At 68.9% G+C, this 15,112-nt stretch carries 12 protein-coding genes and 1 pseudogene; 9 read left to right on the top strand and 4 right to left on the bottom strand.

The genetic code is table 11. The features are described from left to right. Nucleotides 1-389 precede the first annotated feature (389 nt). Nucleotides 390-1,667, bottom strand: coding sequence for an MBL fold metallo-hydrolase (locus NBG84_RS00235; RefSeq protein WP_250917121.1), 1,278 nt, complete (start codon nt 1,665-1,667; stop codon nt 390-392). A 501-nt stretch (nt 1,668-2,168) separates the two neighbouring features. On the opposite strand from NBG84_RS00235, the gene NBG84_RS00240 reads away from it, so the two are divergent. The 3 genes from NBG84_RS00240 to NBG84_RS00250 all read left to right on the top strand — a co-directional run bounded on the left by NBG84_RS00240 (nt 2,169) and on the right by NBG84_RS00250 (nt 5,434). Further along, nucleotides 2,169-3,338: a Glu/Leu/Phe/Val dehydrogenase dimerization domain-containing protein gene (locus NBG84_RS00240; RefSeq protein WP_250917122.1), complete on the top strand. Its 1,170-nt coding sequence runs from the start codon at nt 2,169-2,171 to the stop codon at nt 3,336-3,338. Nucleotides 3,339-3,450: 112 nt separating this feature from the next. Further along, on the top strand, nt 3,451-4,071 hold the full coding sequence (locus NBG84_RS00245; protein ID WP_250917123.1) for a TetR/AcrR family transcriptional regulator: 621 nt from the start codon (nt 3,451-3,453) through the stop codon (nt 4,069-4,071). 505 nt (nt 4,072-4,576) lie between these two features. Further along, entirely contained in the window at nt 4,577-5,434 is an 858-nt protein-coding gene (locus NBG84_RS00250; RefSeq protein ID WP_250917124.1) for a carbohydrate kinase family protein, read from the top strand. 205 nt (nt 5,435-5,639) lie between these two features. Here NBG84_RS00250 and NBG84_RS00255 read toward each other — a convergent pair whose 3' ends face one another. After that, the gene (locus tag NBG84_RS00255) at nt 5,640-6,719 is read right to left on the bottom strand and encodes a DUF6745 domain-containing protein (RefSeq protein WP_250917125.1); all 1,080 of its coding nucleotides are present in this window, start codon (nt 6,717-6,719) and stop codon (nt 5,640-5,642) included. 107 nt (nt 6,720-6,826) lie between these two features. Beyond that, nucleotides 6,827-7,153, bottom strand: a complete 327-nt coding sequence (locus NBG84_RS00260) for a hypothetical protein (protein ID WP_250917126.1) — start codon at nt 7,151-7,153, stop codon at nt 6,827-6,829. A gap of 287 nt (nt 7,154-7,440) precedes the next feature. Here NBG84_RS00260 and NBG84_RS00265 point away from each other — a divergent pair. The 6 genes and pseudogenes from NBG84_RS00265 to NBG84_RS00290 form a co-directional block, all read left to right on the top strand. Further along, nucleotides 7,441-8,472 (top strand): annotated as a pseudogene (locus tag NBG84_RS00265) (IS110 family RNA-guided transposase); the annotation flags it as partial. Nucleotides 8,473-8,781: 309 nt separating this feature from the next. After that, nucleotides 8,782-9,735 carry an STM4015 family protein gene (locus NBG84_RS00270; RefSeq protein WP_250917128.1) on the top strand — a complete coding sequence of 318 codons (954 nt, stop codon included), beginning with the start codon at nt 8,782-8,784 and terminating at the stop codon, nt 9,733-9,735. 4 nt (nt 9,736-9,739) lie between these two features. Continuing rightward, the gene (locus NBG84_RS00275; RefSeq protein WP_250917129.1) at nt 9,740-11,023 is read left to right on the top strand and encodes an STM4014 family protein; all 1,284 of its coding nucleotides are present in this window, start codon (nt 9,740-9,742) and stop codon (nt 11,021-11,023) included. Between the two features lie 73 nt (nt 11,024-11,096). Then, complete coding sequence (locus tag NBG84_RS00280; RefSeq protein ID WP_250917305.1) at nt 11,097-11,912, top strand: STM4013/SEN3800 family hydrolase; 816 nt, start codon at nt 11,097-11,099, stop codon at nt 11,910-11,912. Further along, the gene (locus NBG84_RS00285; protein ID WP_250917130.1) at nt 11,909-13,288 is read left to right on the top strand and encodes an STM4012 family radical SAM protein; all 1,380 of its coding nucleotides are present in this window, start codon (nt 11,909-11,911) and stop codon (nt 13,286-13,288) included. Before NBG84_RS00280 ends, NBG84_RS00285 begins: the two co-directional genes overlap by 4 nt. Nucleotides 13,289-13,296: 8 nt before the next feature. Next, nucleotides 13,297-14,220: an STM4011 family radical SAM protein gene (locus NBG84_RS00290; protein WP_250917131.1), complete on the top strand. Its 924-nt coding sequence runs from the start codon at nt 13,297-13,299 to the stop codon at nt 14,218-14,220. On the opposite strand, the gene NBG84_RS00295 is transcribed toward NBG84_RS00290, so the two are convergent. Beyond that, complete coding sequence (locus NBG84_RS00295) at nt 14,217-14,981, bottom strand: SGNH/GDSL hydrolase family protein (RefSeq protein ID WP_250917132.1); 765 nt, start codon at nt 14,979-14,981, stop codon at nt 14,217-14,219. The two genes, NBG84_RS00290 and NBG84_RS00295, sit on opposite strands and share 4 nt — an antisense overlap. Nucleotides 14,982-15,112: the final 131 nt, after the last annotated feature.

Genomic DNA, 15,112 nt, shown 5'->3' on the forward strand with positions numbered 1-15,112 from the left:
TTACAGGGGTAGCCGGGTGGGTGCGCCTTCTGGAGGCATGGCAGAGCCGGCGGATACCGGGCATTCGTGCTCAGGCCTGTCCCCAGATCCCGCCACGGGCGGTCGCACCGCCATGAAACGGGGTGCTGGATGGACCGGGGAGCGCCTGCCCCGGTCCATCCAGCCGTCGGCCCTCAGTCGGGCAGTGAGATCGAAGCGGTCTGGCGGCAGCCTCTCGGGTGCGGGACCCACTGGATCCGGGCGATCGTCGCCTACCGACCGCTCACCCGTCGCCCGACTGCTCCGCCCCACCCCCACGAACAACGAGCGAGGACAACAAGTCGGTCGAAGGATGCCGGGGGCGGATCCTTCACCCGATACGTCAGCTCATGATCCGTGGGATCCGGAGGTCAACTGGTCGGGGCGACCTCAGGATTGCCGGCACCCGTCCCTCCGCCTTGCTGATCACCGCCGATGGCAGCACTGGCCGCCCCCGCTTCGGGCGATACGCCCCTCTTGGGGCCGGCCCCAAGAGGGGCGGTCGGCTCAGGAGCCCAACCGTCGGCGGGCACCTCGGCCACAGCGCGCCACCAGGCCGAGCCCGGAATCGATCCGGCTCTCGGCTCAAAGGGCTCACCGGGGCGGGGCAACGCGATGGATGCGTGGGATGCGGCCGCCGCCGCCACCGTGCCTTCACCGGGATCGGCCCAGGCGTGGGGCGCGAGATTGAACGTGCCCCAGTGAATCGGCAGCATCACTCCCTCGGGCGCGCCACCCTGGAGATCGAGATGGGCGCGCATGCCCTCGGCCGGGGTCATATGGATATCGGGCCAGTACTCGGAGTAGGCGCCAATTTGGATCATGGTGATGTCAAAGGGGCCATGAGCGGTACCGATGTCCTTGAAGCCGGGGAAGTAGCCGGTATCTCCGCTGTGGTAGATCCGATGCTCGGAGCCGGTGACGACCCAGGACGCCCAGAGGGTCTGCTGCTGATTGCGTAGGCCGCGACCGCAGAAGTGACGGGCGGGGGTGGCGGTGAACCGAAGGCCGACCACCTCCGCGCTCTCGTTCCAGTCCAGCTCACGCAGGCGATTCGCCGGCACTCCCCAGCGCTCCAGATGCGCACCGACGCCCAGTGGTACGGCGAAGACCGTGTCGGTGGCCACCAGCGCCTTGATCGTGGGCATGTCCAGATGGTCGTAGTGGTCATGCGAAATGACGACGACGTCCACGGGCCCGAGGGCGGCCAGGGGCGCGGGAACGGGGTGCAGTCGCTTGGGCCCGGCGAAGGAGAACGGAGAGCACCGCTCACCCCAGACCGGGTCGAAGAGGACCCGCCGACCATCGATCTCCACAAGGGCGGTGGAATGGCCCATCCAGGTGACTCGAAGCCCTGAGGCGGGGGGGCGGGCCAGATCACTGAGGGTGGTGGGGTGGAGCGGGATGCGGGCGGTGGGGGCTCTACGGGCCCGCGCCTCTTTCTGAAAGTAGATCTTGGCGAACTCTGCCATGGAGGCACCAGACGGCCTGGTCCTGGCGCCCACGGGGTTTTGGAACACACCATCAGCGAAGTGCGGCGAGCGCTGAATGCGCTCCAGCCTCGCTCCAGCCGGGTCGGCTCCGAATGCGGCGGGTCGCAGTGCGCGCAGCCGTGATCTCAGCGAGTGAGGGGAACCGGCTCCGGTCACGGCACCTCCAGGTGTCGGGGTCTTCTCATTATGTGCGCGGGGTACGACAGTGGGGAGTGGAGATCGGCCGCATGGGAGAGGAGCGCCCCCGCGGGCGGAGTCCTGGGTCCGTCCTGGGGCGGGGCGAACCTGACACCGGGTGCGCCTTCCCACCGCTTGCTGGCTCTCATCAAGGTCACGATCAGGGAACGTACGCTCCGGGGCTCGTGTTCCCCCGGCGCCCGTGGGGTTCCCTCTGTTCTGCTGGGCGGCACCGCTTGGGCTTGAGCGCGGCAAGGGTCACGGGACCGGTCGGCAGTGTGTGCCCTCTACCCATGGCGGTGACCGGCCTACTCCTCTCCCAGCGATGGGCGAGGCCCGCTATCGGTGGGGGTGGCGGCAAAACCGCTGACCATCGCGTTGACAAGCGTGTGAAGAGCTCTCGATACTGACTGGCCATTCAGTTAGTTGATCCTGGTCGTGCGGCTGCCTCACCGCGATCACCGTTCCGAGAGGTGCCCCATGCCCGCTCCGCTGCTCTCCCTCACCTGGTCCGATCCGATCACCGGCCGACGGGGCTTTCTGGTCATCGATCGACTGGTGCGCGGGGTCTCCAGCGGGGGCCTTCGGATGCGTGCGGGTTGCACGGTCGACGAGGTCGCTCAGCTGGCTCACGGGATGACCCTGAAGGAGGCGTTGCACTACAACCCGGAGGGGAAGTACGTACCGCTGGGTGGCGCCAAGGGCGGCATCGACTGCGACCCGCGGGATCCGGAGGCCTATGGGGTCCTCGTGCGCTATCTGGAAGCGATGCGCCCTTACATCGAGTCCTTCTGGACGACGGGAGAGGATCTCGGCCTCACTCAGGACACGGTGGACCGGGCCGCCACCGACGCGGGACTCGTCTCCACCGTCCAGGCGGTCTACCGGCTGCTCGACGACGAGGTCGCGGCCAGGGCACGGCTTCGGGACGCCTTCGCCATCGATGTCGATGGGATCGGCCTCGATGAGCTGGTCGGCGGCTGCGGGGTCGCGGAGTCCATACTCACCGCGCTGGATCGCGCCGGAGTCGCCTACGAGGGGACCCGGGTCTGCCTCCAGGGACTTGGCACCATGGGCGGTGGGACCGCTCGATTCCTCGACCGCGCCGGACTGAAGGTCGTCGCCGTGGCCGATGTGAAGGGAACCATCGCCAACCCTGACGGCCTGTCCGTTGAGTCGCTACTGGCGGCGCGGGACGCTCATGGGACGGTCGACCGTTCCATGCTGGGCGCGGGTGATCTGGAGCTACCGGGGGACGCCTGGTTGTCGGTCGAGACCGATGTGCTGGTCCCGGCCGCCATCTCCTACGCCATCGATCCGGGAAATCAGGACCAGATCACGGCGCGCTGGATCGTGGAGGCGGCGAACCTGCCGGTGCTCCCCGCCGCGGAGGAGTTGCTCACGCGTCGCGGGGTGACCGTGCTGCCGGATGTGGTCGTCAACTCAGCCACCAACGCCTGGTGGTGGTGGACTCTCTTCGGGGATATCGAGGCCAGCGCGGATCAGGCGTTCGCGCACACCCGGCGGTCGATGCGCGCGCTGGTGAGCGGGATCCTCGAACGTGCGGAGCAGGATGGGACGACCCCACGTGCCGCGGCACACGCGTGGGCGGCGGATCAGCTCCCGATCATCGCCGAGCGCTACCCCTGATCGCCTGGACTCCTGGCGCGGGGCAACGGGTCCCGCGGGCCGCTCCAGCACCGAGTTGACTGATGTGGGCATGCCATATCACTGCCCAAGATCGGCTGTGTAGGGTGATGCTGTGGCCAGAGTCCGGTTGAGCGTGACAGAGCGACGTGAGGAACTCCTCGGTGCCGCTGTCGAGCAGATCCAGCTGCGCGGGGTAGCAGCCCTACGGATCGCCGATGTCGCTGCGGCGCTCGGAGTGAGCAACGCCCTCGTCCTGTACCACTTCTCCAGCAAGGAGCAATTGGTGGCCGCGGCGTTCAACCATGCCGCGGACGGCGATCTCGCCCATCTGCGCAAGCTGTTGAGCCGACGCACCTCCGCGGTTCGCAGGCTCCGTACGGCCGTCCGCTGGTACGCCCCCACGGGCTCCGCCAAGGGGTGGCGGCTATGGATCGAGGGCTGGGCGGTCTCCCTGCGGGAGCCGGCGCTACGGGAGGTGGCCTGCGATCTCGATCAGCAGTGGAAGGCCGCTTTGACCGAGGTCATCGCGGAAGGTGCGGCGGCTGGTGAGTTTCCGTGTGTGGACCCCGCCGCCGCGGCCTGGCGGCTCACGGCGTTCCTGGACGGACTCGCCGTACAGATGACTTCCTACTCAGGATCGCTCTCCCGCGCCGCGATGCTTGAGTGGACCGACGACGCGCTGGCACGTGAACTCGGTCTGGACCGCAAGGAACTCACGGCAGCCGTCCGCTAGCCAGGAGCGGTCGGCGACCGATGAACCGTTGGACAGGACCACCCAGCACCAGCCCTGCCGTCAAGTGGCCCAAGGGCGTGCGGTGGCCTGAGAGCTGGCCTGTGGTAGGCCGCTCAGCCGGGACCGTGGATTCCTCCTCCGCTCAGCCCGCGGTTCGGTCGAACCCGTCGGGTACACCCATGGCGGGCCCGGTCCTGGCCGTGCGGGGAAGCGGTTGGCCGGCCGCCCCGGCAGGCCCCGGCTCGCTCCGCCGCGCGGAGAACCAGCGGACGGCCCTCCTCATCCGCCCGACGCGTAAGCCCTAGTGGCTGGTCATCAGGCCTGCTCGCCGGGACAAGCGCGGGCGCGTTGATGCGCGGAACCATCGGATCGCACCATTTTGGACACGCGCCCCCAGCGGCATCACAACGGCTACTGTGCGACTGTGTCGCACCTGTTTGAGCAGCAAAGCCAACCTGCCTACCCGTCCCCTCCTCACGATGTGCTGGTCATCGGAGGCAGCGGCGTGGCCACTGTCGTCCGGGTCGGCTCACTGCCGGTTCCGCTCGCGGACGTCCACGGCGTCAATCCGATCCACGAATGGCCCGGGCACAGCGGCGGGAACGTGGCCCTGGGGTGTCGCGCCCTCGGGATGAACGTCGCCTTCCTCGACTTCGTCGGCGATGACTGGGCCGGCCGACAGGTCCATGAGAGGCTCATCAACGGCGGCGTCGCCTTTGACCCCCTTCTCTCCCCCACCGGGACACGCAGGGCCGTCAGCTTGGTCGACCCCTCGGGTCGCAGGATGTCGTTCCACGACGGTCGCGACCCAGATGAACTGCGGATGCCCCGCGCCTTCTACCTCCCCTATCTCCAACGTGCCCGCCATATCCATCTCTCCGCGGTGAACTTCGCCCGGTACCTCTTCGACGACATCGCCGAGTTGGGCGTTCCCGTCTCCACCGATCTACAGGACTGGGACGGCGTGGACGAGCGCCAACGCGAGTTCGCGCTCCGCTCGGATCTGGTGTTCCTCAGCTCCGCGGGCGCAGGCGAACGCATAGCCTCGGTGATGCGAGAGATCCTGCGCGGTGGGCGGGCGCAAGCGGTGATCGCCACGGCGGGCGCGGGTGGTTCCTATCTCCTCACCCGCGATGGGAGCAGCACCCCGCGCCCCATCCCCGCCTCGATTCCGCCCGCGCCGGTGGTGGACTCCAGCGGGGCGGGGGACGCCTATGTCTGCGGATTCCTCTACGGCAGGCTCTGCGGCCAGGATCTGGAGGAGAGCGCCCGGTTGGGGGCACTGGCCGGGGCCCATGCCTGTACCGGTGAGGGCAGCAGCGCGCTGATCGGCCGGGATCAACTCCTGGCGGCACGGATCTAGGAATCCCCACCCGCGCACCCTCGATACGCAACGCCCCCACCTCCACGGCCGCGACCACCACGCCCCTCAAGCTCCGTGGTGGTCGAGGAGTGGGCGACGATGGCTCCGCCGCCCTGCGTCAGGCATCTTCGGTGGGCGCAGTGGAGCACCTGATCGGGGAAGCCGCCCACGTCGCCTCGGCAGCGCTGGGACGCACAGCAGCGGCTCAGGTCTGGCGCAGCGGTTCATACGCCTTTTCGTCCAGGCCGAAGGTCCAAGCGACGCCCTCCTTCGCGGTTTTGGTGGTGGGCGGCACTCGTAGCCAATAGGTGCGGAAGGTGCCGTCCGGCTCTGCCGTGGAGTTGAGCACCTCCACCATCACCACGTCCTCGTCGTCGTTCAACGAGATGCCCCAGAGGGTGCCGCTCTCGTCCTGGTGCAGTGGTTTGGCGCCCGACTCCGCCAGGTACCGGTCGTACCCGTAGTGCTCCAGCATCACGCGCCGCAACTCCGCGTTCTCCTCGGTGCGTATGCGTTGGGCGTCAATCGAGGTGAGTTCGTCCAGGAACGCGGCGGGCACGGGCATGCCTCGCCAGGCGTACATCCCGAAACCATCGGGGAACGCGAGCGCCGGGCCATCGCCACGGTCGAGCCGGCCTGCTTCATCACGGTGCAGCGCAACGGGGCGCTCGCAGATCACCACCGCCTTCTCGAAGGGCCACCACCAGCCCGCGTTGCTGGCAACCCGCGCCAGTCCCTCCAGTCGCTCGCTGCGGCCGTCGAAGGCGGCGAGCCAGGCGGCATCATGCTGGCCGAGCACCGCGTCGAGCAGGATGAGGCGGACTTCGGTCCTGGAGGGTCGCTCCCGGTCGGGAGAGTCGGCTGTGACGCGCTGCTGGTCGGGGCCATCCGCTGGAGCGCCGGAGGGCTCGGAGGCGGGTCGGCCCGTCAGTTCCTCGATGACACCGGCCCGAATCCGCTCGGCGAGCGCCCGGGTGTTGTCCCAGAGCCGGGCGCCGGTGGAATTCCATAGTTCGGTCCAGCCGGCGGGCCCGAGGTCGTCATGCAGCCGACGCCGCTCCTGCGCCCAGGGGCGAGTGCGGACCTGTTCCCGCACCGACGGTCCGGCCCCCTTCAGAGCCCCCACCGTCTGTGCGCCCGCGCGGGGCGATTCCGCCCAGATGATCCGCTCGGGCTCGGCGAGCCCCGCGGTGCGGTAGGCCAGCCGCACCCCGTCTTCGGCAGCCGCCCGGTCTGCCGAACCGGTCGCCGCCGCAACGGCCCGCCACTTGTCCACGTACTGCATAGGAATCCCCGTCCCCAATCGACCGGTCGGTGCCCGGTGGTGTTCTCTGGTGCTGTCCCGCTCGGTGTCGCGGTGCCGTTCTGGTGTGAGGTGGAGCGAGAAGGAGGTCAGTCGGCGACGACGCGCACCGCGCCGGGCAGATACTCACGCTGACGCACCACGCGATACCAGCCCTTCGGGAGGGCGATCTCGGCGTGCTCCTCGTGGACCACTCGGCCGCCCGCCGGTAGGTGGAGCACCATCGGGCCGAACGGGCCCGGCTCCATGACCAGACGTCCCGGTCCCATCACCGCGTGCGCATGACCCGTGACCTCGCCGAGGGCGAGGACCAAGCGTCCCAGCCCATCGCGCGGCTCGGACCGCGTCTCCTCGATGTGCGACGGCACGGTCTCCGCCGCCACGGGCACGATCAGCACATCGCCCTGCCGGTACATGGCTCTCCCCTCAACTCCCAGCGCCGAGTGCGCTCAAGCTGGAAACGACGCTAACCGCAGGGTCTGACATTGATGCTGGTACTCAGGTTCCGGCGGCCGTGGCTCGGGGTCTGACTGACGCCCTGCTGGGCTGTCCTTGTGTTGTACTGTCCGGCCGCCGGAGCCCGTTCTCATGGCTCCGACCGGGCGGAACATGACCTGATAGGAGCTTGGCCAGAAGCCCCTTCAATGTCCTGTCCGCGCCACCCGGCCGGTGCCTACCTCCGGAAAGGAAAGGCACCATCAGCATGACATCAGAGGTCGTGGAAGACACCGCGGACCAGGACGTGTTCGGCGGGGTCGACTCTCACGCCGACACCGTCCACATCGCGGTCATCAGCGACAACGGCGGGCACCTCGCCGACGCCGAGTTCGCCACCACCCCTGCCGGATACGCCGCGGCCCTGGCCTTTCTGAACGCCCACGGCCGTGTGAGCACGATCGGCGTGGAAGGCACCTCCTCCTACGGCGCCGGCTTCACCCGCGCCGCCCGCGCCGCAGGCCTCGATGTCGTCGACGTCAACCGGCCCGACCGGGCCGAACGCCGCCGCATCGGCAAGTCCGACCCCATCGACGCCTACGCCGCCGCCCGCGCCGCCCTGTCCGGACGAGCCTCCAGCGCTCCCAAGGACGACACCGTCGCCGGCATACGCGCCCTGCACAACGCCGCCCGCTCCGCCGTCAAGGCCCGCACAGCCGCCCTCAACCAGATCACCAACCTCCTCGTCACCGCACCCGAGGCCGTCCGCGCCAGGTTCGGCCGGCTCAAGGGGACGGACCGCACCGAGGCCCTGGCCCGCCTGCGACCGGCTGGGGACGCCGTCCACACCGCGGTCCTCACCGCACTCAAGAGCCCCGCCCGACGTGTCAAAGAACTCACCGCCGAGCACGACGCACTCACCAAGGCCCTCGACAGCCAGGCCACCGCCCACAACCCCGGCCTGCGAGCCGCCTACGGAGTCGGCCCCGACACCGCGGCCCAACTGCTGGTCACGGCGGGAGGCAACCCCGACCGGCTACGGACCGAGGCATCCTTCGCCGCCCTCCGCGGAGCCGCCCCCGTCCCCGCCTCCAGCGGCAAAACCAACCGGCACCGCCTCTCACGAGGCGGCGACCGGGACGCCAACGCCGCCCTCTACCGCATCGCTTTGGTCCGCATGTCCAGCGACGCCAGAACCCGCACATACACCGCACGGCAGACCGCAGCCGGCCGAACGAAGAAAGAGATCATCCGGCTCCTGAAACGAGCCATCGCCCGGGAGATCTTCCGCTACCTCACCACTACCGTCACCGTCCCCGGCATCACCGACCCGCGGCCTCCACGGCAAGCCAGAAACATCACCCTCACCGCCGTCGCCCAACACTTCGGAGTCTGGCCCACCACCATCTCCAGACTTGAACGAGGCCTCAGTCGAGACGACGACCTCGCTCACGCCTACCGCGCATGGATCCAAACCGCTTGACACCAATAGGAGCTTCAACGCCCCGCCCCGGCGCTCAGGCACCGCCCTGCCCGGTGCGTTGTCAGTGGGACTTGGTAGAACTGCTCGCAACTGGCCGATCAACGCCACCCTCGTCTGGAGCTCGTCATGACCATCAACAGCCATCTGCAAGAGCTGCACGGACTGCCCGCGTTCGACTTCCCCCGGGCCGAGGCCCAGGCGAAGACCGAACTGCCGCCCGTGTCGTCGGTGGCGTGGCGAATCGCCGCCGAGTACGAGGGGGAGGAGTGGGAGCAGGCCTTCGCGCGCTTCCTCGACGCGGTGGACCCGACCGAGGTGCGTGCGCTGATCGTCGGCTTGTGGAACGAGGCGTACGAGACCTCCCCGGCAAGCATCATCTCCACCCTGACCGGGGCCGCCGACAGGTTCCCGGCGCTGCGGGCGATCTTCTTCGGGGACATCACCTACGACGAGTGCGAAATCTCCTGGATCAACCAGGGTCTGGTCACCCCCGTCCTCGATGCCTTCCCCGAGCTGCTGGAGTTCGGTGTGCGCGGTGGCACCGGGCTGGAGTTCCCGGCGGTGCGCCATGAGAAGCTCGAATCCCTGGTGGTGGAATCGGGCGGGCTGGGCGTCGAAGTCGTTCGCGGGATCGCGGCCAGTGAGCTGCCCGCCCTGGCCAACCTCGACATCTGGCTTGGCTCGTCGTGGTACGGCGCGGACACCCAGGTGGCGGATCTGGAGCCGTTCCTCGCGGGCACCCTGCTGCCCAAGCTCGGCTGTCTGGCGCTGCGCAACAGCGATATCCAGGACCAGATCGCCGTGGCGTGCGCCGGAGCACCCGTGGTGGCCCGGCTGCACACCCTGGATCTCTCGATGGGCACGCTCGGCGACGAGGGCGCCGAGGCCCTGTTGAACGGACAGCCGCTGACCCATCTGCGGCGGCTCGATCTCCATCACCACTTCATCAGTGCGCCCCTGGTGGAGCGATTGAGAACCACCTTTGAGGCAGCGGGGGTGTCGATCGATCTCTCCGAGGCGGAACTGGGCAGCGAGGACGACGAGGACGACGAACACCGCTACACCTCAGTGGCGGAGTGACCCGGTGACCGGCACCCGTGCCCCGTCCGCCCCCCTGTTGGTGGTCATCGGCAATCCCACCAACCGACGTGTCGCCCTTTTCCAGCAGGCCGCGCGCGCGGCCCGACTGCCCGATGTGCGGGTGGTGCCCTGGCTCGCAGTGCTCCGGGGGCAGGCTCGGTTCCACGCCGGAGAGCTGGTCCGACTGGATTCGCCGGGCGAGGACGCCGAGGTGGAGAGGGAACTCCGCGGTGTGGACGACCCCACCCGGGTCGAGGGCACGGCGCGTTGGTATGAGCGGTTCACCGCAGCGGTCCGCGATGTGGCGAGCGCCGTGGCCGCGGCCGGTGGCACGCTGCTCGACGATCCGCAGGATCTGGCGGTGCTGTTCGACAAGCGGCTCTGCCACGGTGTGTTGCGAGAGGCCGGGATCGCGGTGCCCCAGTCCCCCACCTCCGGTCCCGACGCCCCACTCGTGCGGGGCTGGGCGGACGTCCGCGCACTCCAGGAGGGGACGGGGCTGCGGCGCGTGTTCATCAAGCTCGCCCATGGCTCGTCGGCGTCCGGGGTGCTCGCCGTGGAAACGGCGAGCGGGGGGCGGGTGCAGGCGACCACCTCGGTCGAGCGGGATGGCCGCGGTCGGCTCTTCAACTCCCTGCGGGTGCGCCGCTACTCAACCGAGCGGGAGGTGGGCGCGCTGGTGGACGCCCTCGCCCCGGACGGTCTGCACATCGAGCGCTGGCTGCCGAAGGCCTCTCAAGGGGGCCGTACCGCCGACCTTCGGGTCGTGGTCATCGCGGGCCGCGCCACCCACGCGGTCGTGCGGACGAGCCGTTCGCCCATGACCAATCTCCATCTGGGAGGTGCCCGGGGCGACCTCGCCGCGGCCCGTACCTCCATCGAGATCGCGGGCGGCGACTGGGCGGGGGCCCTGCGACTGTGCGAGGCAGCCGCGGAGCGCTTCCCCGGCTCGCTGCGGGTCGGTGTCGATCTGCTGCCCTCCCCCGATTGGCGGGGCTTCTCCATCGGCGAGGTCAATGGCTTTGGGGACCTGCTGCCGGGCCTGACCGGGCTGCCCGGCAGCGGTGCCGAAACCCAGGAAACCTATGCGGCCCAAATCAGCGCCGTACGGTCCCGATGCGCCACCCTCACCAGGGAAGCGCGAGCCGCGCCAGGTGCCTTGGAGGCCACCGCGCCACCCGCGCCCATCAAGGAAGCGAGCGAGCGACAGCCCGCGTGGAGAGAGTCCTCGACGCCAGGCTCGCCCGCTCCGACGAGAACAAGGAACCACCACCGTGCACGCTGGTAACCCCCTCACCCCCACCGCACCGCCGGGTCCCCTCCTAGCCGGCCAGGACGCGTCCGCCTTGGGTGACCCGGATATGAACGAGGTCATCGGGCAGGACGACCTCCTCCTCATCACCCTGGACACCCTCCGCTACGACGTGGCGGAGGAACTCGCCGCGGCCGGGCGGACACCGAATCTCACCCGCTGTCTCCCGCACGGCGCCTGGCAGCGCCGGCACGCACCCGGGAACTTCACCTACGCCTCCCACCAGGCGATGTTCGCCGGTTTCCTGCCGACCCCGGCCGAACCCGGGCCGCACCCCCGGCTCTTCGCCGCGCGGTTCGCGGGCAGTGAGACGACCAAGGGACGCACCTATGTCTTCGACACCCCTGATCTTGTTTCCGGACTCGCAGCGGCCGGGTACCGCACGGTGTGCATCGGCGGCGTTGGCTTCTTCAACGAACAGGGTCCCCTCGGCTCCGTGCTGCCGGGGATGTTCCAGGAGAGCCACTGGGAGCCGGAGTTCGGTGTCACGTCAGCCGTGTCCTTCGAGAAGCAGATCGACCGGGCCGAGCAGGTCATAGCCGGGCTTCCGCAGGATCAGCGGCTGTTCCTCTTCGTCAATGTGGCCTCGTTGCACCAGCCCAACTGGTTCCATCTGCCGGGAGCGACCAGCGAGGCGGGTGACTCCCGCGAGAGTCACGCAGCCGCCCTGGAGTACGTGGACCGGCACATCGGGCGACTGTTCACCGCCGCCCGCAGCCGTCGTCGCTGCTTCGCGGTCGTCTGTTCCGACCACGGCACCACCTACGGCGATGACGGGTACACCGGCCACCGACTCGGCCATGACGCCGTGTGGACCGTGCCGTACGCCCAGTTCTTCCTTGAGGCATCCGAGGCCGCTGAATGAGCACATCACCGCTCCACCCCCGCCCCTACCAGAGCTATGTGTACGCCTATCCCCACAAGACCGCGTACCGCGAGCTCAGCCACCGCCCCACCTTGCGCGAGGAGTGGGCGGCGGAACCCACCGACGCGCTCTCGCTCTATCTCCACATACCGTTCTGCGAGGTCCGCTGCGGCTTCTGCAATCTCTTCACCCGGATCGGTGCTCCCGACGAGCTGACCACCCGCTATCTCGACGCACTCGACCGGCAGGCGACGGCTGTGCGGGACGCCCTGGGCGACAGCGCCCCCATCCGGTTCGCCGCCGCGGCCTTCGGTGGCGGTACACCTACCTTTCTGACCGCAGCCGAGCTGGATCGGCTCTGCGACATCGCCGAGAAGCGCATGGGCGCCGAACTGACCTCCATCCCCCTCTCCGTGGAGGCTTCCCCGTCGACCGCGACCGCGGACCGGCTTGCCGTGCTCGCCAACCGCGGCACCACCAGGTTGAGTCTCGGCGTGCAGAGCTTCGCCGACGACGAGGCACGAGCAGCGGTCCGCCCACAGCGCCGGTCCGATGTCGAGGCCGCGCTCGGACGTGTCCGAGACGTCGGCATCCCGGTGCTCAACATCGACCTGATCTACGGCATCGACGGTCAGACACCCAAGAGTTGGCGTCACTCCCTTGATGCGGCACTCGCCTGGGAACCCGAGGAGCTGTATCTCTATCCGCTCTATGTGCGACCCCTGACGGGCCTCGATCGACGCGGCCCCCACCGTCTCGGTGCGGGCACGCCCGAGGCGACAACGAGCCCGGCCCGGGATGCCCACTGGGACACCCAACGGCTGGAGCTCTATCGACTGGGCCGCGACCACCTCCTGGCCCAGGGCTACGAGCAGGTGTCGATGCGGATGTTCCGTCGTCTCGGCACCCCCGTACACGGCGCTGAGGACTACGCCTGCCAGACCGACGGGATGATCGGACTCGGCTGCGGCGCCCGTTCCTACACCTCGCGTCTGCACTACTCCTTCGACTACGCGGTACGCCCCGGTGAGGTGCGCGCCATCATCGACGAGTACGTCCAGACGGAGGACTTCGACCGTGCCGCGATCGGGTACCGCGTCGACGAGGTCGAGGCCCGCCGCCGTCATCTGCTCCAGTCACTGCTCCAGGCACAGGGCATGGAGCTCGCCGACTACCGTGAGCGGTTCGGCTGCGACCCGGTCGATGACTTCTCGGCCGAGTTGGACCGCTTCACCGCACTCGGCTGGTTGGACGGATCGGCGGCGCCGGCACGGCTGAAGCTGAGCGCTGAGGGACTGGCGTACTCCGACGCGCTGGGGCCGGAGTTGTTCTCCCCCACGGTGAGGACCCGAATGGCGGAGTACGAGTCGAAATGAACGGCCCCATGGATCTCACTCTTCTCTACCGCGGCCCGTTGGCCTCCTGCGACTTCGACTGCCCTTACTGCCCCTTCGCCAAGCGGCGCGACAGTCCCGAGCAGCTCCGCTTGGACCGGGCTGCGCTGGAGCGCTTCACCGACTGGGTCGCACAGCAGCGCGGCGACCGGCTGTCGGTGCTGTTCACTCCTTGGGGGGAGGCTCTGGTGCGCTCCTGGTACCGCAGGGCGCTCAGCGAGCTCTCCCAACTGCCCCAGGTGCACCGGGTCGCGATCCAAACCAACCTCAGCTGCCGAACCGACTGGCTCAAGGAAGCGGACCTCGACACGCTCGCCCTCTGGTGCACCTACCACCCGGGACAGACCCCCTACGAGCGATTCCTCAGCAAGTGCCGGGAACTCGCGCGGCTCGGTGTCCGCTTCAGTGTGGGGATCGTCGGGCTTCCCGAGCATCTGGACCATGCTCGCCAACTGCGTGCCGCGCTTCCCCAGCAGATATACCTCTGGGTCAACGCGGCGGACGGACACACCTACCAGGACGCCGAAGCAGCACAGTGGACGGACCTCGATCCGCTCTTCCCCTACAGTCGGCGCCCCCACTCATCGGCTGGACTGCCCTGCCGTACCGGTGAGTCGGTCATCTCCGTCGATGGCGAGGGCACGGTGCGCCGCTGTCATTTCGTCCGCGAGGAGTTGGGCAATCTCTATGACGGCTCCTACCGGCGGGCGCTGGGCCCCCGCGGCTGCCCACGGGCCGTGTGCGACTGCCATATCGGCTATGTGCACCTGGAGTCGCTGCCGCTCTACGACGTCTTCGCCGGCGGTGTGCTGGAGCGCATCCCGGCCGCACCCACAGGGGTACGGCAGCCACTGGCGCTCACGCTGCGGCGGCCGTCGCCAGAGCGTCCCACGCCCGATACGGGCATCGGCTAGAGGGGCAGCAGATCCGGCCGCTTCGCCTCGATGCGGTCGCCCGAGCTCTCCCCGCGCAGACGGCGACCGATCCAGGGCGCCAGATGCTCACGTGCCCAGTGGATGTCATCGCGCCTCACGTCCAGCGCCCTGCGCGGCGGCAGCGGCGGCCAGGGCTGGTCCGAACCACTGGACACCTCAAGCCCCAGCACCTGGGCGGCGCGCAACGCCACCCTGGCGTGGCCCTCGGGCGAGAGATGCAGCCGGTCGTTGTCCCAAGCACGCCGGTCCTGAACCGACTTCAGCGACCACAGATCGAGCACCGGACAGTCATAGCGGTCCGCGATCGCCCGGACATGCGCGGTGTACATGGCCACCTTGCCCCGCAGATGGCGCAGAACCGGCATCGCCCGGGTGTCGAATCCGGTGGTCAGCATCACCGTGCCAACGGCGGTGGTGAGATCGGCAACCGCACGCTCCAGGCGCTCGGCCACATCGTCAGGGTCGCTACCCGGCCGGATGATGTCGTTGCCGCCAGCACAGAACGTGACCAGATCCGGTGCGAGTTCCTTGGCCCGAGGCACTTGTTCCGCCACGATCTGGTCAAGGAGCCTGCCGCGTACGGCGAGATTGGCGTATCGAAAGGAGGGCCCCGACGCCCGGTCGGCGAGCAACACCGCAAAGCGGTCAGCCCAACCGATGAAAGCCCCACCCGGCCCCGGGTCCCCCACACCCTCGGTGAAGCTGTCGCCGATCGCCGCGTAGGACCCGTAACCCGCCATGTTCCCTGTTCCCGAATTTCCCGAACCGTCTGCCACGAAAACTCATCCTGTCCCTACGGATGTGACCTACGCGACCGCAAGGAGGAATTGACGGCGGGTGATCTATGCCACCAGCGAGAGCGGGACATAGG

The organism is Streptomyces albipurpureus (assembly GCF_023701525.1).
Taxonomy (GTDB): Bacteria; Actinomycetota; Actinomycetes; order Streptomycetales; family Streptomycetaceae; genus Streptomyces; species Streptomyces albipurpureus.